Annotated in this window: 19 protein-coding genes; 4 read left to right on the plus strand and 15 right to left on the minus strand. The window is 36.9% G+C overall.

Going from position 1 to position 21,092, the window contains the following annotated elements; translation table 11 throughout:
• Positions 1–275 precede the first annotated feature (275 nt).
• Positions 276–1,571, plus strand: a complete 1,296-nt coding sequence (eno, locus tag ACFSAH_RS17010; RefSeq protein ID WP_379663945.1) for a phosphopyruvate hydratase — start codon at positions 276–278, stop codon at positions 1,569–1,571.
• A 132-nt stretch (positions 1,572–1,703) separates the two neighbouring features.
• Entirely contained in the window at positions 1,704–2,939 is a 1,236-nt protein-coding gene (locus ACFSAH_RS17015; RefSeq protein WP_379663946.1) for an ABC transporter permease, read from the plus strand.
• An 18-nt stretch (positions 2,940–2,957) separates the two neighbouring features.
• On the opposite strand, the gene ACFSAH_RS17020 is transcribed toward ACFSAH_RS17015, so the two are convergent.
• From ACFSAH_RS17020 to ACFSAH_RS17040, 5 genes are all read right to left on the minus strand, one after another.
• Entirely contained in the window at positions 2,958–3,626 is a 669-nt protein-coding gene (locus tag ACFSAH_RS17020; protein WP_379663947.1) for a tyrosine-protein phosphatase, read from the minus strand.
• 62 nt (positions 3,627–3,688) lie between these two features.
• A complete protein-coding gene (gene rfbB, locus ACFSAH_RS17025) occupies positions 3,689–4,744 on the minus strand; it encodes a dTDP-glucose 4,6-dehydratase (protein ID WP_379663948.1) in 1,056 nt (351 codons plus the stop codon).
• A 54-nt stretch (positions 4,745–4,798) separates the two neighbouring features.
• Positions 4,799–5,827, minus strand: a complete 1,029-nt coding sequence (gene galE / locus ACFSAH_RS17030) for a UDP-glucose 4-epimerase GalE (protein ID WP_379663949.1) — start codon at positions 5,825–5,827, stop codon at positions 4,799–4,801.
• Between the two features lie 3 nt (positions 5,828–5,830).
• Positions 5,831–6,823, minus strand: a complete 993-nt coding sequence (locus ACFSAH_RS17035) for a UDP-glucuronic acid decarboxylase family protein (RefSeq protein WP_379663950.1) — start codon at positions 6,821–6,823, stop codon at positions 5,831–5,833.
• Complete coding sequence (locus ACFSAH_RS17040) at positions 6,824–8,137, minus strand: UDP-glucose dehydrogenase family protein (protein WP_379663951.1); 1,314 nt, start codon at positions 8,135–8,137, stop codon at positions 6,824–6,826.
• 63 nt (positions 8,138–8,200) lie between these two features.
• On the opposite strand from ACFSAH_RS17040, the gene ACFSAH_RS17045 reads away from it, so the two are divergent.
• Positions 8,201–9,457 (plus strand): 3-deoxy-D-manno-octulosonic acid transferase, encoded by a 1,257-nt coding sequence (locus ACFSAH_RS17045; RefSeq protein ID WP_379663952.1) that lies wholly within the window; start codon positions 8,201–8,203, stop codon positions 9,455–9,457.
• On the opposite strand, the gene ACFSAH_RS17050 is transcribed toward ACFSAH_RS17045, so the two are convergent.
• The 8 genes from ACFSAH_RS17050 to ACFSAH_RS17085 all read right to left on the minus strand — a co-directional run bounded on the left by ACFSAH_RS17050 (position 9,428) and on the right by ACFSAH_RS17085 (position 16,306).
• Complete coding sequence (locus tag ACFSAH_RS17050) at positions 9,428–9,832, minus strand: DoxX family protein (protein ID WP_379663953.1); 405 nt, start codon at positions 9,830–9,832, stop codon at positions 9,428–9,430. The genes ACFSAH_RS17045 and ACFSAH_RS17050 overlap by 30 nt on opposite strands.
• 1 nt (position 9,833) lies before the next feature.
• Positions 9,834–10,286, minus strand: coding sequence for an RES family NAD+ phosphorylase (locus ACFSAH_RS17055; RefSeq protein WP_379663954.1), 453 nt, complete (start codon positions 10,284–10,286; stop codon positions 9,834–9,836).
• A complete protein-coding gene (gene parS, locus ACFSAH_RS17060; RefSeq protein WP_379663955.1) occupies positions 10,286–10,735 on the minus strand; it encodes a type II RES/Xre toxin-antitoxin system antitoxin in 450 nt (149 codons plus the stop codon). Before parS ends, ACFSAH_RS17055 begins: the two co-directional genes overlap by 1 nt.
• Positions 10,736–10,805: 70 nt before the next feature.
• Complete coding sequence (gene hemH, locus ACFSAH_RS17065; RefSeq protein ID WP_379663956.1) at positions 10,806–11,825, minus strand: ferrochelatase; 1,020 nt, start codon at positions 11,823–11,825, stop codon at positions 10,806–10,808.
• 5 nt (positions 11,826–11,830) lie between these two features.
• A complete protein-coding gene (locus ACFSAH_RS17070; RefSeq protein ID WP_379663957.1) occupies positions 11,831–12,679 on the minus strand; it encodes a 4-hydroxy-3-methylbut-2-enyl diphosphate reductase in 849 nt (282 codons plus the stop codon).
• A 79-nt stretch (positions 12,680–12,758) separates the two neighbouring features.
• Entirely contained in the window at positions 12,759–13,205 is a 447-nt protein-coding gene (locus ACFSAH_RS17075) for a DoxX family protein (protein WP_379663958.1), read from the minus strand.
• A gap of 104 nt (positions 13,206–13,309) precedes the next feature.
• Positions 13,310–14,692, minus strand: coding sequence for a D-alanyl-D-alanine carboxypeptidase/D-alanyl-D-alanine endopeptidase (gene dacB / locus ACFSAH_RS17080; protein WP_379663959.1), 1,383 nt, complete (start codon positions 14,690–14,692; stop codon positions 13,310–13,312).
• A 618-nt stretch (positions 14,693–15,310) separates the two neighbouring features.
• A complete protein-coding gene (locus ACFSAH_RS17085; RefSeq protein WP_379663960.1) occupies positions 15,311–16,306 on the minus strand; it encodes an aspartate-semialdehyde dehydrogenase in 996 nt (331 codons plus the stop codon).
• A gap of 59 nt (positions 16,307–16,365) precedes the next feature.
• On the opposite strand from ACFSAH_RS17085, the gene ACFSAH_RS17090 reads away from it, so the two are divergent.
• Positions 16,366–18,969, plus strand: a complete 2,604-nt coding sequence (locus tag ACFSAH_RS17090) for a lamin tail domain-containing protein (protein WP_379663961.1) — start codon at positions 16,366–16,368, stop codon at positions 18,967–18,969.
• 51 nt (positions 18,970–19,020) lie between these two features.
• Here ACFSAH_RS17090 and ACFSAH_RS17095 read toward each other — a convergent pair whose 3' ends face one another.
• Both ACFSAH_RS17095 and ACFSAH_RS17100 read right to left on the minus strand, forming a co-directional pair.
• The gene (locus ACFSAH_RS17095; protein ID WP_379663962.1) at positions 19,021–19,821 is read right to left on the minus strand and encodes a LamG-like jellyroll fold domain-containing protein; all 801 of its coding nucleotides are present in this window, start codon (positions 19,819–19,821) and stop codon (positions 19,021–19,023) included.
• Positions 19,822–20,024: 203 nt separating this feature from the next.
• Positions 20,025–20,816, minus strand: a complete 792-nt coding sequence (locus ACFSAH_RS17100) for a LamG domain-containing protein (protein WP_379663963.1) — start codon at positions 20,814–20,816, stop codon at positions 20,025–20,027.
• Between the last annotated feature and the right edge of the window lie 276 nt (positions 20,817–21,092).

The raw sequence follows: 21,092 nt of genomic DNA on the forward strand, positions 1-21,092 counted from the left end.
TATCGATGATTCCCAACTTGACTCCGCGTTTTATGATTTAGCAACACAAAACTGGAAATTTATTGGGAATCATTTTTTAACAGCCAAAAGTTTAAACAACTCCAATTACAATCAACATACAGATATCATTATCTGGCACAAATAAAAAATTAATAATTTATTATTACTGTCATCATCAGTATTGTAACGAAAGTATATTATTTTTGTATATTTGGAAGTTTGAATTTACCAGTGTTATTTGTACACAAAGAAAAGGCAATTAAAAAATAAGTAATATGAGTTTAATTCTTGATGTTCATGCAAGACAAATCCTCGATTCGAGAGGTAATCCTACTATTGAAGTAGATGTTATAACTGAAAATGGTATCTTGGGAAGAGCAGCCGTTCCGTCTGGTGCTTCAACAGGACAATACGAAGCTGTAGAACTTCGCGACAATGATAAGTCTGTATATTTAGGTAAGGGTGTATTAAAGGCCGTTGCTAACGTAAACGAAAAAATCGCTGAAAAATTAAGAGGTGTTGACGTATTTGAACAAAACACTATTGACCAAATCATGTTGGATTTGGACGGAACAGAGAATAAAGGCGAACTAGGCGCTAACGCCATTTTAGGTGTTTCTTTAGCTGCTGCTAAAGCTGCTGCTCAGGAAAGCCGTCAACCGTTATACCGCTATATCGGTGGTGTAAATGCCAACACGCTTCCTATTCCAATGATGAACATCATCAACGGTGGTTCTCACTCTGACGCGCCTATCGCTTTCCAGGAGTTTATGATTATGCCAGTTGGTGCTTCTTCTTTTTCTGAGGCTTTAAGATGGGGTACTGAAGTTTTCCATAGCTTGAAGAAAATTCTTCACGACAGAGGTTTATCTACTGCTGTTGGTGACGAAGGTGGTTTTGCTCCAACTTTCGAAGGTACAGAAGATGCAATTGAAACGGTATTAAAAGCCATCAAAGCTGCAGGATACGAACCTGGATCTCAAATCTGTCTGGCTTTAGACTGTGCTTCGTCTGAATTCTACAAAGATGGAAAATACGATTATACTAAATTTGAAGGCGATAAAGGTGCAGTAAGAACAAGCGCTGAACAAGCTTCTTATTTAGCTGAACTAACCGAAAAATACCCTATTATCTCTATTGAGGATGGTATGGATGAAAATGACTGGGACGGTTGGAAACAATTGACAGATAAAATTGGTACCAGAGTACAACTAGTTGGTGATGATTTATTTGTTACTAACGTAACTCGTTTACAAAAAGGTATAGATGAAGATACAGCTAACTCTATCTTAGTAAAAGTTAACCAAATTGGTTCTTTAACAGAAACTATTAATGCTGTAAGTTTAGCACAAACCAGCGGATATACTTCTGTAATGTCTCACAGATCTGGTGAAACAGAAGACACTACTATTGCTGATTTAGCGGTTGCTTTAAATTGCGGTCAGATTAAAACTGGTTCAGCATCTCGTTCAGACCGGATTGCAAAATACAATCAGCTATTAAGAATTGAAGAAGAACTGGGTGAAACTGCAAAATTCATCGGTAAAAACTTCAAATTCGCGATCAAATAACGCATTACATTATTGCTATGTAAAAAAGCCACTCTTTCGGGTGGCTTTTTTTATTTCGTCCATATTTATTTCAAGTATTTGTACTTAAACTTGTAACAATATTGGATGATAACTGTCTTATATATTATTGACATGAATACCCTAGAGAACATTAAAGTAGCTTTACAAGCCATTAAAGGAAACAAGTTAAGAACTTTCCTTACTGCGCTTATTATTGCCATTGGCTTGATGGCTCTGGTTGGTATCCTCACTTCAATAGATGCGATAAAAGGTTCACTAAACAATACCTTTTCCAGTATGGGCGCCAATTCTTTCACCATACGAAACAGAGGTACAGGAATCAGAATTGGGGACAGTGGGATAAAACCCAAAGTATGGCCCTCCATCACTTACCGAGAAGCCATGCAGTTTAAAGAAAGATTTCATTTGCCTGCGGCCTTGGTCTCTGTAAATACTTTTGCCTCCCGTGGATCAACCGTTAAATACCAAGGAAAGAAAACCAATCCAAATATTACAGTTCTGGGGGCCGATGATGCTTATTTATTAACCGGAGGTTATAAGATGGCTACCGGGAGAAACCTATCTAATAACGATATGGAGCTAGGAGCCAACGTTGTAATTATTGGCCATGAAATCAAAGAGAATTTATTTCCTGCGCAAAGTGCCATAGATAAAATTATAACCATAGGCAACGATAAATTCAGGGTAATCGGAGTATTTGAGTCTAAAGGTTCCAGTTCAGGATTTGGAGGCGACAGGGTATGCGTAATCCCTATTCTCAAAGCCAAACAAATCAGCACTGCTAAAAACCCAACCTATACCGTATCTGTTATGGTTAATAATGCTATGCAGATGGATTATATCATAGGAGAAGCCACTGCCCTGATGCGTAAAATCCGAAAAACAGAAGTCACCAAGCCTAATAATTTTGAAATAACCAAAAGTGATTCTATGGCTGAAATGCTTATCAGTAACCTTAAGATTGTACAGTATGCAGGTATCGCCATTGGCTTTATAACTTTAGCGGGCGCTGCCATTGCATTAATGAATATTATGATGGTTTCTGTAACAGAAAGAACCCGGGAAATAGGGGTGCGTAAAGCAATTGGAGCAACTCCTACTGTTATTAAAAAACAATTTCTATATGAGGCTATTGTTATTTGTCTGATGGGTGGCCTATTCGGAATTTTTCTGGGTATAACTATGGGAAATTTATTGGCTATAGCTATGGGTGCCTCCTTTATAATTCCATGGATATGGATATTTTTAGGACTTACCGCCTGTATTGCTACGGGATTAATTTCGGGTATTCTTCCTGCTTCTAAAGCGGCTAAACTTGATCCGGTAGAAGCTTTAAGATACGAGTAGATACGATAAACTTTAAATCTACAACACTTTATTCAACAGTTTTTCTTCGGCAATTAAAGATCGTAATCTGGGAGAGGTGAGGCTTTTCTCCAAGGCATCTAAATGCCGGTGATGATGAGCATCGGTTCCTATAAAATCTATCAAACCTCTTGCTATAAGGTTATCTGCCGTTTTTTGTATGTTTTTCCCGTAATATCCGGTTAAAGAAATAGTATTTAATTGGAGCTGGCATCCCCAACTTTTTATTTCTTCATAAAAATCTAAAGTATTATGGTAATAAGGATAACGTTCCGGATGCGCCAAAACAGGCGAATAACCTTTATCTCTTATTTCAGATACAATTTCTTTAAGATTATGAGGTGTATTGATGTAGGACAGTTCAAAAAGCAGGTATCCGGAAAAAGTCAGAACATTATTTTTAGATAAATTAGTTTCAAAAAACTCATCTAAATAGTACTCTGCGGCTGCCTGAATTTCTATATTTATATTTCGCCGATTCAGTTCTTCCTGTAACTGCTGTAAAGCCTTATTAATGGTATACGGTGTATTTCGGTAATAATCTCCCATAATATGGGGAGAAGCTATTAATTTAGAATAACCCAGCTGTTTAAGTCTTAAGACGAGTGACACCGACTCTTCAAGGGTTTTAGCCCCATCATCAATACCGGGAAGAATATGCGAATGCATATCCGTCCCAATATTTTCAAAATTATGTAGTAACGTTTTTTTCTTCTTAAAAAGCCCAAACATTAACGGTTGGTATATTGCTCTTCGTAATAATGCTGGTAATTACCCGAAGTTACATTGTTTAACCACGCTTCGTTTTCCAGGTACCAATCTACTGTTTTTTCTAAACCTTCTTCAAATTGTAAACTAGGTTTCCAGTTCAAATTTTTCTCTAATTTAGAAGCATCAATGGCATAGCGTAAATCGTGTCCTGCTCGGTCAGTTACATAGGTAATCAGCTTTTCTGATTCGCCCTCTACTCTTCCCAATTTTCTGTCCATGATTTTACATAGCAGTTTAATCAGGTCTATATTTTTCCATTCATTATGTCCGCCAATATTATAGGTAGATCCTGATTCTGCCTGATGGTAAATTACATCTATCGCCCTGGCATGATCTTCAACCCACAACCAATCTCTTATATTCTCGCCTTTACCATAAATGGGAATAGGCTTATTATGCTTGATATTATTGATGGAAAGTGGAATCAGCTTTTCAGGAAAATGATAAGACCCATAATTATTGGAACAGTTTGAAATTACCGTATCCATCTTATAAGTATCGGCATAAGCCCTTACAAAATGGTCTGAGCTTGCCTTAGAAGCAGAATAAGGAGAATGCGGATCGTAAGCTGTTTCTTCCGTAAACATATCCGTACCTTCGCCTAAAGTGCCGTAAACCTCATCGGTAGATACATGATAAAAACGTTTTTCGCCATAATTATCTTTCCAATAAGTTCTTGCTGCATTTAATAAATTGACAGTCCCAACCACATTGGTCATCACAAATTCTGTTGGGTTGGTAATAGACCTGTCTACATGCGATTCTGCAGCCAAGTGAATAACTCCGTCAAAGGCTTCGGTTTCAAATAAGCTGTTGATAAATGCTGCATCAACAATATCTCCTTTGACAAACTTGTAATTAGGCTGATTCTCGATATCTCTCAGATTTTCGAGATTTCCTGCATAGGTTAGTTTATCCAGATTCACTATTTCATAATCAGGATAAGTGGTTACAAATCTTCTGACTACATGCGAGCCAATAAAACCCGCCCCACCTGTAATTAATATTTTTTTCATTTCTTTTTAGATTTGAACATCAGCATGTAAAACCATAGGTTGTTTTAGCAAGTATTAAAAAGGGTTGGCTTTAATGTACTTTTCCCATTCCCAGGCCGACTTCATCATCTCTTCTATACCCAATTCTGCCTGCCATCCCAATTCTTTTTTCGACTTTTCTACATCGCCGTAAACCTTTTCTATATCTCCAGCTCTTCTGGGTCCTATTTTATAATCCAGTTTTACACCTGTAGAAGTTTCAAAAGCTTTGATAATTTCCAATACCGAACTTCCCTTGCCTGTTCCAATATTAAATACTTCGTAATTATCTGCCGCTTTCTTGGCCTCCATACGCTTAATAGCTGCCACATGTGCTTTTGCCAGGTCTACCACATGGATATAATCTCTTATACAGCTTCCGTCCGGTGTATCATAGTCATCTCCAAACACGGTTATTGGCCCTCTTTTCCCAATTGCACTTTGCGTAATAAAAGGTACCAGATTTTGAGGCACACCAATTGGCAACTCTCCAATTAAAGCAGAATCATGCGCTCCAACCGGATTAAAATACCTTAATGCAACAATATTATAATTTTTATTGGCTGCTGCTGTTTCTGCCAAAATCTCTTCGGAAACCTGTTTGGTATTTCCATACGGCGATTCTGCTTTTTTCACTGGCGCCGACTCTGTAACAGGCAATACGTCTGGTTGTCCGTAAACGGTACAACTTGACGAAAAAACAAAATTTATAGGTTTATCCTGATAATAATTCAACAGGTTAATCAGTGAGTAAAAATTATTGCGGTAATACGCTAAAGGCTTCTTTACAGATTCGCCTACTGCTTTAAATGCGGCAAAATGTATAATACCTTCGATAGCTGAATTTTGATCCAAAAACTGCTCGGTTTTCTCAATATCGCATAAATCTAATTGGTAAAACTCAGGTTTATAACCTATAATTCTTTCCAACTGATCTAAAATCTTTATTGATGAATTAGATAAATCATCTACAATAACCGGTACATAACCTGCATTATGCAATTCTACAACGGTATGTGATCCGATAAATCCCGTTCCACCGGCAACCAAAATTCTTTTTGACATCTATTACTTCTTATTATAATTTGAAAAATCTTTATGCTCTATTTTCTCCAGTTGTTCTTTTGACAACGACTTAAAATATTCGTAGGTGATTTTTAATCCCTCTGCCCTGTTTACTTTAGGTTCCCATCCCAATAACTCCTTAGCTTTTGTAATGTCCGGTCTTCTTTGCTTAGGATCATCCTGTGGCAAAGGCTTATAAATAACTTTTTGGGTAGTCCCGGTAAGCTTAATAATTTCTTCTGCAAACTGACCGATAGTGATTTCATCGGGATTCCCGATATTCACCGGATAGGCATAGTCAGACATCAACAGTCTGTAAATTCCTTCTACCAGGTCATCTACATAACAAAATGAGCGGGTTTGTGTGCCATCACCAAAAACGGTTAAATCTTCGCCTCTTAAAGCCTGACCTATAAAAGCTGGCAGTACACGACCATCATTCAGTCGCATGCGAGGGCCATAGGTATTGAAAATTCTAACAATTCTTGTTTCTACTCCATGGAAGGTATGGTAAGCCATGGTCATAGCTTCCTGAAAACGCTTAGCTTCATCGTAAACGCCACGTGGGCCTACCGGATTTACATTGCCCCAATACTCTTCTGGTTGTGGGTTTACATTCGGGTCCCCATAAACCTCAGAGGTTGAAGCAATAATAATTCTTGCTTTTTTCACTCTTGCCAACCCTAACAGGTTATGGATTCCGAGTGATCCTACTTTTAAGGTCTGTATAGGAATTTTCAAGTAATCGATCGGACTTGCTGGTGAAGCAAAATGTAAAATATAATCCAGCTCTCCTGGTACATGAACAAATTTAGAAACATCGTGATTGTAAAACTCAAAGTTTTCTAACTTAAAAAGATGTTCAATATTGGCAAGATCTCCGGTTATCAGGTTATCCATACCAATTACATGGTAGCCTTCTTTAATAAACCTATCGCAAAGGTGCGACCCTAAAAACCCGGCTGCTCCTGTAATTAAAACTCTTTTTCTTTCCATTTATGCTTCTACAATTTTGCGTCCTATACTATTGTAATAGTAACCCAGATCTACCATTTTATGCAAATCGAAAAGGTTTCTTCCATCGAATATAACCTTATGCTTCAGTTTTTTTTCCATCAGGTCAAAATCAGGATTTCTGAACAATTGCCATTCTGTAGCAATAATTAAGGCATCTGCACCTTCTAAAATATCATAGGCATTATCACCATACTCTATCTTATCACCTAAAAGCTTTTTCACATTATCTACGGCTTCCGGGTCATAGGCAACAACTTCTGCACCTGCTTTCAATAATTCGTCAATAATGTATAATGCAGGCGCTTCACGGATATCGTCTGTTTCTGGCTTAAACGCCAATCCCCATAAAGCAAATTTCTTCCCTTTGAGATTAGATTTATAGTATTTATCAATTTTTTCAACAATCTTAATTTTTTGTGTTTGGTTAACATCCATCACCGATTTAAGAATCTTGAAATCATAATCGTATTCTTCTGCAGATAATGCCAAAGCCTGAACGTCTTTTGGAAAACAGCTTCCTCCGTAACCTATTCCCGGAAACAGGAATCGTTTCCCGATACGTGCGTCAGCGCCAACACCTATACGTACCATATCAACATCTGCCCCTACTAACTCACACAGGTTGGCAATCTCATTCATAAAAGTGATTTTAGTTGCCAAAAAGGAGTTTGCAGCATATTTAGTAAGTTCAGAAGAACGTTCGTCCATAAAAATAATAGGATTACCAGAACGTACATAAGGAGCATATAGCTCGCCCATTAAAGCCTTGGCCCGCTCGCTACTGGTTCCCACTACTACCCTATCTGGTTTCATAAAATCTTCTACCGCAACACCTTCTCTTAAAAACTCAGGGTTAGAAACTACATCTACTTCTATAGTGGAGTTCTCTAGAAATACTTGCTTAACTTTATCTGCCGTACCTACGGGAACAGTAGATTTGGTAACCACAACTTTATAATCTGTAATAATTTTTGCAATATCTTTTGAAGCGCCCAATACAAAACTCAGGTCTGCCCTTCCATCTCCTCCCGGAGGCGTAGGCAATGCTAAAAATATAATTTGAGCATCTTTAATAGCTTCAGAAAGGTTGGTAGTAAAATGCAGTCTTCCCTGGGCTATATTCCTGTTAAAAAGCACATCTAAACCGGGTTCGTAGATGGGCATTACCCCATTTTTCATTTGTTCTACTTTTTCTTTTACGATATCTACACAGATAACGTTATTTCCAGTTTCAGCTAAACAGGTTCCGGTTACCAAGCCTACATAACCAGTACCAATGACAGCAATCTTCATATTTATTTATAAAGTTAGACCTAAAATATTTAAACTTGACGAAGTTAACAATAAGAATTCTAAATGCTTACTTTTTACAATATCGGAATCAGATTTTTTTTCTTTCTAGTTTCATTTGCTTCTTTATTCAATAATAAGGCAAAATTGTGGGTGCAGGGCCGAAAAAACTGGCAAAGAAAATATCAGGACATTCCTGATGGTGAGAAAGTTTGGTTTCACTTTGCCTCCTTAGGCGAATTTGAGCAGGGTAAACCACTTATAGAAAGAATAAGAGAATTATTTCCTCAGAAAAAGATCATCATTACTTTTTTTTCACCTTCGGGTTACGAGGTCAGAAAGAACTCTCCTTTGGGCGATTATATTCTTTACCTTCCTTTGGATACTGCACAAAATGCCAAAGATTTTCTAAACATTTTCAAACCGGAAAGTGCTTTTTTTAATAAATACGAATACTGGTATCATTTTTTTAAGGAGACGCACCAAGCTGGTATTCCCTTATACCTTACTTCTTCTATTTTCAGACCAAATCAGATTTTTTTCAAACCTTATGGTGGTTTTAACAGAAGTATTCTAAATTTTGTAACTCATTTTTTTGTACAAAACAAACAATCCGGGGATTTACTGGATAGTATAAACATAAAAAACCACAGCCTTACGGGCGATACCCGTTTTGATAGTGTAAGCAACCTTACAAAACGATTAAAAGATCTTCCGTTTATTGATAAGTTCAAAGACGGTAAAAAGCTATTTGTTATTGGAAGCTCGTGGCCCGAGGACGAACAAAACCTTGCTCCATGGATTATTTCTAATCAGAGAAACTGGAAAGCTATTATTGCTCCGCATGAAATAGGTAAAGAAAAAATAGATAGTCTGGAAAAACTGTTCCCTACAGATTCTGTAATCAGACATTCGGCTATAAACAATCAGGACATCAGTCAATATACCGTATTGATTATAGATAATATTGGTATGTTATCCACTTTATATAACGTAGCTGATATTACTTATATTGGTGGTGGTTTCAACAAATCGGGCATACACAATACACTGGAAGCTGCTGCCTGGGGCAAGGCTGTTGTGTTTGGCCCTAATTACCAAAAGTTTCAGGAAGCTAAGGATCTGGTAAGCATTGGTGCTGGTTTTAGCTACCTAAACAAAGAAGGACTCCATCAAATTCTGACCAAACTCTCCGAAGATAATGAGCTAAGAACCGTTGCCGCACAAAAAGCCCGACAATATGTACAGGAAAACATTGGGGCAACCAATCTTATTATCAAACAAGTTTACGAATCAGGATTTTCTAAAAAAGACTTTATCTAAGGAATAATTATCGTACTGCTGATAAGATAACAGCAATACAAAACAAAGAATATGTATCAGTTGTGAGGGGATGGCTCCCCAGGACTCTATCATAGAGCTTCCAAAAATCAACACTATCATAGTAACCGCTCCTACAACTATGGCCTGCTTGGTTAATAAGCCTGCCAACATAAAAATGCCCACTAACAGTTCTACATAAGGTAAAACATAACCAAATGGTAAAACTAACTGTGCAGGTAATACAGATTGTTCAAATTGTTTAGCCATGCCTTCTGCAAAAGCATCTATTTTTGGCAACCTTACCAATCCATGTCCCAGCATACTCATTGCCACTGCTAAACGAAGAAGAAAGTAGGATAAAGGTTTATTTATCATATTATTTATCTTTAATTCTTTTATCAAAAACAAACAGCTCTGCCCCTAGCAATTTAACATGTTTAAAATCAGTATGCAAGGGATTTATTAAAAAGTTAAATTCAGAGGGAATAATAGACGACGGGACTTTCAACACCAAGGACCTATTTGATTGCACCCATTCATCGCCGAGTCTTTGGGTATGGCCCATATTTTCAAATGAACTCCAGTCTTTCGGTAAATGCTTTGAACTGATCGTTTCTATCCCTGAATCGTCAGGAATTTCGATACTCATTACTTTAAACAATGCATTAAGCCCCAAACTATTTCGATGAACTACATTTTCTAAACAAACCAGCGATTGAGAAGATGATGTATAAATTAAGTGTACATCATTAGAGTTCCAACGGGCAGCTCTTCCGGAAGCCTTGAGTTCTCCCGCATATCTGGCCAAAGTAATTCTAAAAACCTCCACTATGCTAAAGCACCGTAAGCAATACGCAACAACTCTTCTTCTATTAAAGTAATCCCGGTAATGGTATCCATTATTTCGAACGGAATCTGATCTCCTAAACCAATTGAAGGTTGTTTAAGCCAATCATGAAAAGCTTTGACAGAGCCAAAAACTTCTATACCTTGTTCAAATAAAGAAAAAGACTTCAAAAGCTTCTCGCTTAATGCGGCATCTAATTTCAGATCCTGACCAGCATAGTTTTGAATAGTTTTCACCGTTGTTTTAAATGTTTCCTGAAACTGATCGTAGGTAAAACCAGAAACCGCTATAAAATCTAAGGCAGCTTTAGCACGAAGCCCTTTTTTAGCTACCGACAGCAAAGAAACTGGGGTATCATATAAGGTATGGTAAAATGAAATTGTTTCTTCTACAATATTTTGATTATTATCATCAAGCTGGTAAGATTTCATTTTTCTTTTATCTTTTAATCCCATGTAGCAATATAGAATTTTTTCTCGACATAAAAGAATTTTATCCAGACTAATAACTTAGAATAATATCCTCCAGAGCATCTATCCACCCCGGGGAATCATTTAAACTGTCTACCATTTGTACTTTCTCGCCTCCATAGCTATGAAATTCTTCCTGATACTCAACACCAATTTCGTATATAGTTTCAATACAATCGGCCACAAATGCAGGACTTAATACCAACAGTCGTTTACAGCCTTTTTCTGCCAGCTCTTTTAATACGGTACTGGTATATGGCTGCATCCACGGCTCTTTGCCTAAACGTGATTGAAAGCACAAGGTATATTGTTCTTCTGCAAGTCCCATTTCTTTAGCTATTGTTTTAGCTGTCTGATAGCATTGTGCAGTATAACAGAATTTATTTTCTTCCACATAAGTTTTACAACAATCAGATACCTGTAAACAGAATTTTTTGCTAACATCTGCTTTTTTCATCTGCCGTTGCGGTACTCCGTGAAAACTAAAAAGGATATGGTCCCATTTACCTGTTTCCAGGTGTTTACGGGCATTTTCTGCAAATACTTTCGCCATTCCAGGGTGGTCACAAAAATTATTCACCAATTGTATGGGCGGTATAATTTGCCATTGGCTTACAATTTCCATTACCATCTGATGTATAGACCCTGTAGTTGCCGACGCATACTGCGGAAACAGTGCTACCACTTTTATGCTGTCTAAATTCAGTTTTTGCATTTTGGCCAGTGCTTCTTCCAGAGATGGGTTTTGATAGCGCATGGCCAATTCTACATGATAATCTTCGCCCAAACGCTCCGCTATAAGCTTTTGCATAGATTTCCCGTAAACTAACAAGGGAGACCCTTCTTCTGTCCAGATTTCCTTATAGATATTTGCCGAATTTTTAGCTCGTTTGGGAATAATAATCCCCCTAACCAAAAAATTACGACCTATAGGGTTAATATCTATCACCCTGTCGTCCATCAAAAACTGATCGAGGTAGTTTCTTACATCTTTTGTTTGCGGACTATCCGGTGTACCTAAATTGACTAGTAAAATTCCTTTTTTTCCCATGGATGTTAATACGATTCTAAAACTTGTTTTACTTCTTCCATTAACCACATGGGGGTAGATGTTGCCCCGGCAATGCCTACTGTATTTCCTTCTTCAAACATGTTTTTATCTAATTCGCTCACATCACTTACAAAAAAGGTATTGGGATTATGCTTTTTGCATACCTCGTACAGCACTTTCCCGTTAGATGATTTTTTTCCGGATACAAAGACAATTTTATCGTATTTCTTTGCAAATTCGGGAAGGTCTTTATCTCTGTTAGATACCTGTCGACAAATGGTATCATTTGCCTTTACCTCGTAGCCTTTATCCAACAGGTTTTGTTTTATTTGGTAAAAAGTATCTGTAGATTTTGTTGTCTGACTGTATAATGTAAATTTAGCAGGCAAATCTAACTGCTCTAACTCTTCCATACTCTGAAAAACCAATGCTTCGTTATTGGTTTGCCCTTGTAAACCTATAACTTCTGCATGTCCGTGTTTTCCAAATACTACAATTTTCTCATCAGAATCATAACTGGTTTTAATTCTGTTCTGTAGTTTTAGCACAACAGGGCACGAGGCGTCTATTAAAGTGATATTGTTTTCTAAGGCTAACTTATAGGTTTCCGGTGCCTCTCCGTGTGCTCTGATCAACACCTTCTCATTATTGATACTTTTTAAATCATCATGATTGATAATTTTAAGGCCTTTAGCTTTTAACCTGCTAACTTCTTCGTCATTGTGGACTATATCGCCCAAACAATACAAGTATCCGTCTTCGGTTAAAATGTCTTCGGCCATGTCAATAGCATACACCACTCCGAAACAAAAACCGGAATCACTATCAATAGTAACCTTTAATTTATATCCCATATCCCTTTAATTCATACAAAAATATAAAATTCTCAATCAGAGCATTGTAATATTTGATTTTGCATGAACCTGAAGCTGTTTATATTCTTTTTTTATGGATGGTATTATCTACGGAATACGGGCCTGCACCAATTATCCAAAATACAACCAATAACAACAACACCATTATAGACAACCATAATTCTGAGTTAAAAAATGTAAAGCCTTTAGTAATGTTAACAAATAAAATAGCTCCTAATAAAATCGGGATCTGAATAACGGCGGCAAATCTTGTTAAAAGACCTACTATAAGAAATATACCACCAACAATGTGTGCAAAAACAATATAATGCACAATACCTGCCAGCAATACACTCGAAAAATCGAACTTACCACTGTCTAGTAATAAAGAATAAACAGCATCCCTGCTCATAATTACTGTTATTCCTTTCATTAAGATGATTACACCTAAACAAATGCGAATGACATCCGTAGCTTTGGAATGATAATGATCTCCCCAATGCTCAATTTTGTGTACCAGGTTCATAGCAAACCTCCTTTTATAATTGACATTGAAAATTGCACAAAAATCAATCCAATTACTGCTGCATTTTTTATGGATTAAGCATTAGCTTTAACGTAGGCATTTAATTATTTAAGACTGTTTAACAAAGTAAACATTTTCTGCCTCATAGAGGAGGTTGTTCCGTTATAATTATTAACCATAATGGTAAAACAATAGTTTTTATGATAGCCCGAATATGCCAACACATCGCCAATAGTTCCGCTTTTCATTTTCATATCATTATAAAGAGGTAAACTAGCCAGAAATCCATTATACCAGGACTGTTGTGTTGCCCATAGCAATACTTTAATCATACTGGCAGCAGTAACCCGGTTAGCGGGCGAAAGCCCACTTCCATCACCTATATTTAATGTATTTTTATCAATATCTCTCTTTCCCCAAAAATCTTTTAAAACGTTGAGTCCGTCTTTAATCGTATTTCCATCTTTAGCAGCCATAGCCCTCAGCATTTGTTCGCCGTAAAGGTTTAAGCTATTTTGATTGAATGGATACACCAGGTCTATGAGTTTTGGAGAATAAATGGTTGTTATATTTTTTCCTTCGAAGGTATATTTCTGATTTTCTTTTTTAAGGTTTCGGGTGGTGGTGTATCCATTGATAGCCACATTGTTTTTTCTTAAGGCATTATTTAGCTCGTAAGCCATAGCCAAGGCCGGATCGGGTAACGAAAAACGGATTGCCTTTTTTAAATTAACGGCATAACTTCCCCGCAGATAAACTTCCTGTGCATAAGGCGCAGAGTATCCGTAAACTTTATCTCCAGTGCCTGCTGCTCCGGTCTCCAGTTCATTGATGATTTTTAAAAATGGGTAAACAAACGCATCCTCCGTTAATTCTACTTTACCTCCGGGTACCGAGGGCTTAAACTTAAGCTCAAATTCATTTTCGCCCCAGCAAACTGCTGATGTACCCGCTCCATAATAGTTTCCCATATCCTGCCAAACCCAACCTTCGGGTAAATTCTGGGAATCCCAAACGGCATTGTCAACAATTACATCTCCATTAATTCTATTTATCCCCAATGCCTTTACAGCTGATAACACCTGATTTAGGATAGTTTCTTTTTTTGTTTCCGGAAAACGGTTACTTCCTAAACTGGGATCTCCATTTCCTTTTACTAAAATATTTCCGTTCAATATGCCTCCGGAAAGATTTCCGGTATAAAGAATTTCTGTTTTAAACTGATAGTCTTCTCCTAAAATGGCAAGTGCCGTAGCAGATGTTACTGTTTTTAAAGTGGAAGCCGGGGCTAAGCCTACATTTTCATTATGGGCAAACAGGACTTTACCTGTAACCTTATCTGTAACAATAAGGGAAGTTGTTGCGTATTTTAATTGACTATCTTTAGTAAAAATATTATAAGCTGCTTTTATTTTATCGGAAATAGCTTGAGCTGAAGAAATATTCGATAAGAGGGATAAGCAAAGGATTGCAAAGATTTTTTTCATAATTCCCCATAAAGATATGAGGTATTATAGCCAAAAACAACCGATGTATATAAAAGCTAAAAGCAGGATAACTATACTCTTAAATTTAAGTCTTCACAAAACACCTACATCACCAAACAGATTACTGTAAAATAACCGCCAGAAACTGATGTAGAGAATAGATAACTTGTTTTAGCGATTCGTTGCTTAAATCTATAGATTCTTCGACCGGGCTAAGAAAGCCAGAAAAAGGGAAGCTTCGGACAACGAGAAGAGAAGGATTGGAATAAAGGCAAGAGTAAAAACCGGGATAATCCAATTATATAGATTTTTTTCTCCCATTAACTTAACGCTAATGATTACTATTTTATCAGAGCTTAGTGTATTTCTTTAGCCAAAAAGCCCCAATTCACCCCCTGTTTAAACGCTAGAAACGCCATTTTTAAATTAAACTTTCTGGATCATCGCTATAGTGTAGCTCCATCTAAGCTATAGTCAATCTACAACTAAGGGGCCTTAGTGTATTTCTCCATCAAATAACCCTATAAATTTCAGCTACTTTTAGAGCAGCCTATAAACTAAGAGGGGGCTGTTGTAAAAACAACAGCCCCCTCTTAGTTTATGATTGAATATCGGAAATTAACCGATTAACTTTTGAGCTACTAAAGCTTCTGCAATTTGAACTGTGTTTGTAGCAGCCCCTTTTCTCAGGTTATCTGCAACACACCACATATTTAATGCTTTATCCTGAGATTCATCACGACGAATACGTCCCACCAAAATTTCATCTTTACCGTGTGCATCCATTGGCATCGGGTATTTTGCATTTGCCGGATCATCCACAACAATTACTCCTGGAGTTGCTGCTAATAATTCACGTACTTTTGCTAAATCAAAGTCTTTTTCGAACTCAATATTAAGAGATTCTGAGTGTCCACCCATTACCGGAATTCTAACAGTGGTTGCTGTTACTCTGATACTGTCGTCTCCCATGATTTTTTTCGTCTCTAAAATCATTTTCATTTCCTCTTTAGTGTAACCATTATCCTGGAAAACATCTATCTGAGGAATAACGTTCAAATCAATAGGATAGGCATAAGCCATTTCTCCATCAGTAATTCCCTTGCGTTCGTTCATTAACTGGTTTACAGCTTTTACACCTGTACCAGTAACCGATTGATAAGTGGAAACCACCACTCTTTTGATTTTATACTCATCATGCAAAGGCTTTAATGCCACTACCATTTGTATGGTAGAACAGTTTGGGTTTGCAATAATTTTATCTTCTTTGGTTAATACATCTGCGTTAACTTCAGGAACAATTAACTTCTTAGACGGATCCATTCTCCATGCAGAAGAATTATCTATTACCACTGTACCTTTAGCAGCAAATTTTGGAGCTTGCTCTAAAGATGTACTCCCACCGGCAGAGAATAAAGCAACATCAGGAACCATCTCTATAGCTTCCTCAACAGTTACAACCTTGTACTTCTTTCCCTTGAAATCAATTTCCTTACCCTTGCTCTTTTCAGAGGCAACTGGAATTAATTCTGTAACCGGGAAATTGCGCTCTGCTAAAACTTTTAACATCTCCGTACCTACTAGTCCGGTAGCGCCTACAACTGCAACTTTCATCTTTTGCTTTTTAATTAATTTGTTTTTAGTATATTAACGTAAACTTTTGTGCCCCAAATATGAGAAAGTTTTTGATATTTTTCATGTTTTTGTCATACAAAAACGCTTTCTGTCAGCTAAATGAAACGTTTGATGACGGAGATTTTACAAATTATCCGGAATGGACAGGCAACGTAAACGATTTTACAATAGACAACGGTTTATTAAGATCTAATTCAACAGCGCTTAATCAGTCTTTTTACCTTTCTGCTAAAAACCAACTGGCTTTGGATTGTGTCTGGGAATTTGACTGTAATCTTAAGTTTGCCGTGTCTGGCAATAATTATGTGGATGTTTATCTGGTTAGTGATACTGACAATCTAAAATCAGAAGTAATTAACGGCTATTTCCTAAGAATTGGGCACACCAAGAAAACCCTGGTCTTATACAAAAGAACAGGAAACATCAACTCGATTATTAAGCTCATTGAAGGACAGGATAATATTGTATCCAGCGGCTCTAACAATACATTTAGCATAAGAGTTAGCCGGGATATTGAAGGGAAATTTTCTTTAGAGTGGGACAAGTCGCAAAGCAGGAATAATTACACCCTGGAAGGAGAATCTATTGCCGACCTCAATTTCTTGCAAACCAGCTGGTTTGGATTCGTCATTCAGCAGTCCACCGCATCGTTTCAGAAAAAACACTACTTTGATAATATTACCATTAAATCTACCGACAACTCTTTTCCTAAGCCTATTTTTACTTCCGCAAAAGAGAAAATCATCAATATCCTTTTTAACAAACCTCTAGGTGATGCTAATCTACATACACTTTCGAATTACCAAATTACTCCTCATCAGGTTATAAATTCTGTCCAAAAAGGGAATAATGAGATCATATTGATGTTAGAGGATGAGCTTCTATCGGGTGAGTACAGCGTACATATTCTTAATTTAGAGGACATTTATGGAAATGCTACTTCGCAGCCCTTAGAAACACGCTTTTCTTATACCAAACCTTACCTTGTTAAACGGAAAGATATTATTATTAACGAAATTTTTGCAGACCCCAGTCCTCAAATAGATTTACCTACCTCTGAATTTATTGAGCTTTACAATACAACGGAACACACTTTACCTCTTAAAGGGTTTAAATACTTTGATACTACAACAAGCTATATTTTTGGAGACATTTATATAACTCCTAAGGAATATCTGATACTATGTTCCAAAAATGATACTACGGAATACAAAAAATATGGAAGAACTTTAGGTATTTCTCCCTGGCCAACTCTTAACAATGCTTCAGATATAATTACTTTAACAGATGCCGATGACAATATTATTGACGCAGTACATTACTTCGATAGCTGGTATCGAGATCCGGTCAAGAAAAATGGGGGTTATACTTTAGAACTGATAGATCCGTTTTCGGATTGTATTCATGCACAAAACTATGCTGCCAGCATGGATCCCAGCGGTGGAACTCCGGGCAGGAAAAACTCATTATCCATCCCGTCTGATCCGCAGGCAATAACAGTGCAGAACATCTACTTAAAAGACAACAACAAAACGGTTTTGGTACAATTTAATAAAGCTATAGATAGCCTTTATGCGGTTTCTAATCATTTATATTCCATTAATAATGGGGTTGGCACCCCTGATAAGGTATCTGTTAATCCAGATAATTTTGCTGAAATAAGTTTGCAATACAATAATGGTATTACTCCTGGATTAAACTATAATGTGGAGATTAACAAAATGGTAGATTGCGCAGGAAATATGATGGAGAAGACGATTAAACCGTTTATTTCTCCTGCTGAAATTACTAAACATGATATTCTGATTAGCGAGGTCTTGTTTAATCCGAAAGTAAACAGTCAAAGTTTTATTGAGATATACAACCATACCGACAAAACTTTTGATCTAAAAAACCTATTTCTGGCAACATTAGCCAAAGACAGAGATTCGGTAATTAATATAAAGGCGGTAACCGAAAGTAGTGTATTGATACTTCCTCGGGAGTATTGGGTGTTAAGCACTAATCCTGAAAATGTAAAATCTGAATATTACACCAGCAATCCCGGGCATTTTATAAAGATGGCGAGCATACCATCATACAGCGTAGAAAAGGGTACTGTTATTTTACTAAACCAACAAAAGGAGAGAATAGACCAGTTTAGCTATGACAAGAAAATGCACTTCCCTTTATTAAAAGATGTTAAGGGCGTTTCGCTTGAACGCAGTTTTTATTCCAGGGAGGCTAACGCTCCGGGTAATTTCAGATCTGCAGCAGCTGCAGTTGGCTACGCAACACCTGCTTATCAGAACTCGCAATACATGGAAGAAAGCGTAACGGTTTCTAAAAACACCATTCAGCTGTCTTCTAAAGTTTTTTCACCGGACAATGATGGTGTGGATGATATTTTAACCATTGGCTATTTGATGGAAAATACAGATTATGTAGCTAATGTTTCCATTTACAATGAGCAAGGTAAGCTTGTACGAAAACTCATCAACAATGAAAAAATTGGAAAAGAAGGGATGTGGATATGGGATGGTTTTAATGACGTTACCGAACGAGTTAAATCTGGGATATACATTATAAATACCGAGCTATTCCATATAAATGGAGATAAAAAGAATTTCAGAAATGCTGTTGGCTTAGTGAACAAACAATAAAGGCCCTGTTATTACTAACAGAGCCTATCGCATGAAAATCAACAAAGAAGCTTATTCACAACAAGGACTTACATAAGATTTCATAAAGTTTATTTCTGCGGCTGATAATGCCCTTGAATAAACTTTAATATCATCTATACTTCCTTTAAAATCTCGGCCGATATAGAGGTCTCCTGAAAGATTTATTGCTGGACCACAAAGACCTCCTTCATTGTCGGACAAGTTTCCATCTCTATAAATTTTCCAACTATCTGATGATGCAGGATCATAAATGGCAATCAGGTTTTGCCACCCTTCATTTAAATAATAATTATACACATCATTAGTAATTGTGTGTACATGAGAATCCCATACACTATGTTGGTTATATCCGAATACCGGTTTCAAATTATCATACAAACCGAGCGAAAATTCGCCATAGGTATCCGGACAATGTGGCCCCGTTCCTCTGGAAAAAAGCAACTGATACTTTGATCCTGTTCCAATATCTTCCGGTTTATACCAAAGTACAATGGAAATAGGGGTTGATCCGTCAAAATCAAAATCGGTATGCGAATTCACTTTTATGTAATCGTTATCAGTACCGTTAAACCTTACTGCGCAATTTGCTGTCCCCGCAGCGTTTGTTGTTGGAACCACATTTCCAAAAACATTACCATGATGATTATTCCCTGAAAAATCATCAAGCGAACCACCAGGAAATTTATAATATGCCACCAACCCGTTATTGTAATTGTTTACAATCTGGTCATCACAATCCTCTCTGCTGGGTTCTTTGTCTTTTTTACAAGCAGACATTCCTAAAACCAATACGCTTAAAAATGCCAATTTTAAAATATCATTCTTCATCATTTCTCCTTTTTTAAATATTAATTATTTCAATTTACTTTCAGTCTAAAAAGCACTAACGTTGTCACACTGATGGTTCGAGAGCCTCTCCATGACAAGTCGAAGTGTCCCTGCAATGGACATAAAAGGCTTCGAGTGCCTCAGCCAGACAGAGAAATCTCTCTTTTCAGTCAGCCTCATTAAATTTTATCCCTTCCTAAAAGAACTTATTCACAGCAAGGACTTACATAAGATTTCATAAAGTCTATTTCGGTTGCAGATAATGCTCTTGAATAAACTTTAATATCATCTATACTTCCTTTAAAATCTCTCCCGATATAAATATCACCTGTATTGGTCATATCTATATCACAAAGCCCTCCCATATAGTCAGACATGTTTCCATCACGGTAGATTTTCCATTGGCTGGTAGCTGTAGGATCATAGACGGCTATTAAATTTTGCCATCCTTTATTTAAGTGATAATCATAAACATCTATTCCCATTAATGTTTCGTCCCAAACATTGTTTTTGTTATATCCAAAAATGGGTTTCAAGCTTTCATATAATCCCAAAGAAAAGTCGCCTTGTATATTAGAACATCCAACGCCGGCTTCGCCCCTTCCAAACAAAACCTGATATTTACCTGCACTTCCCGGATCTTCTGCTTTAAACCAAAGCACAATGGATATAGGCGTAGTTCCGTCAAAATTTACGGAAGCATTAGATGCCACTTTCACATAGTCATTAGCGGTTCCTCCAAAACGAAGGGCGCAGTCTGCCACGTTATTGGCATTGGTTGTTTTTGTTACACTCCCATTCAACACCCCATGTAGCCCGTTCCCGGAAAGATCGTTCAAAGATCCATCGGCAAATTTGTAGTAAGCTACTAACCCTGTTTGATGATTTCTTAGAATTTCATCCTCACATTTTTTCTTTGGATCATCATTATTCTTACATGACACTACTGCCAACATTGCAGCTCCCATCATTACTGTTTTTAAAATATTCGTTTTCATAGTTTCTTGTTTTTTAGTTTTTCAATCTGTTTACAGGAGTATATCAACGAAGAGCATAATCTGTTACCCCACAAATTTTAATTTAGTCCTGAAGATTGTTTTAATTCTATTTTAAGTTTCCTAAAAAAGGAGCTATGGTTTTACAGATGACTACTTTAAAAATAGATCAACATCACAATTCCTAAAAAAACAGCAATTCCATTTGCTTTTTTCTTAATTTTACGACGCTCAATTCAGGGCTTTTAATTTTGATAAGCAAAGAGATAGATCATATCT

Source organism: Pseudopedobacter beijingensis (genome assembly GCF_042678145.1).
GTDB lineage: Bacteria > Bacteroidota > Bacteroidia > Sphingobacteriales > Sphingobacteriaceae > Pseudopedobacter > Pseudopedobacter beijingensis.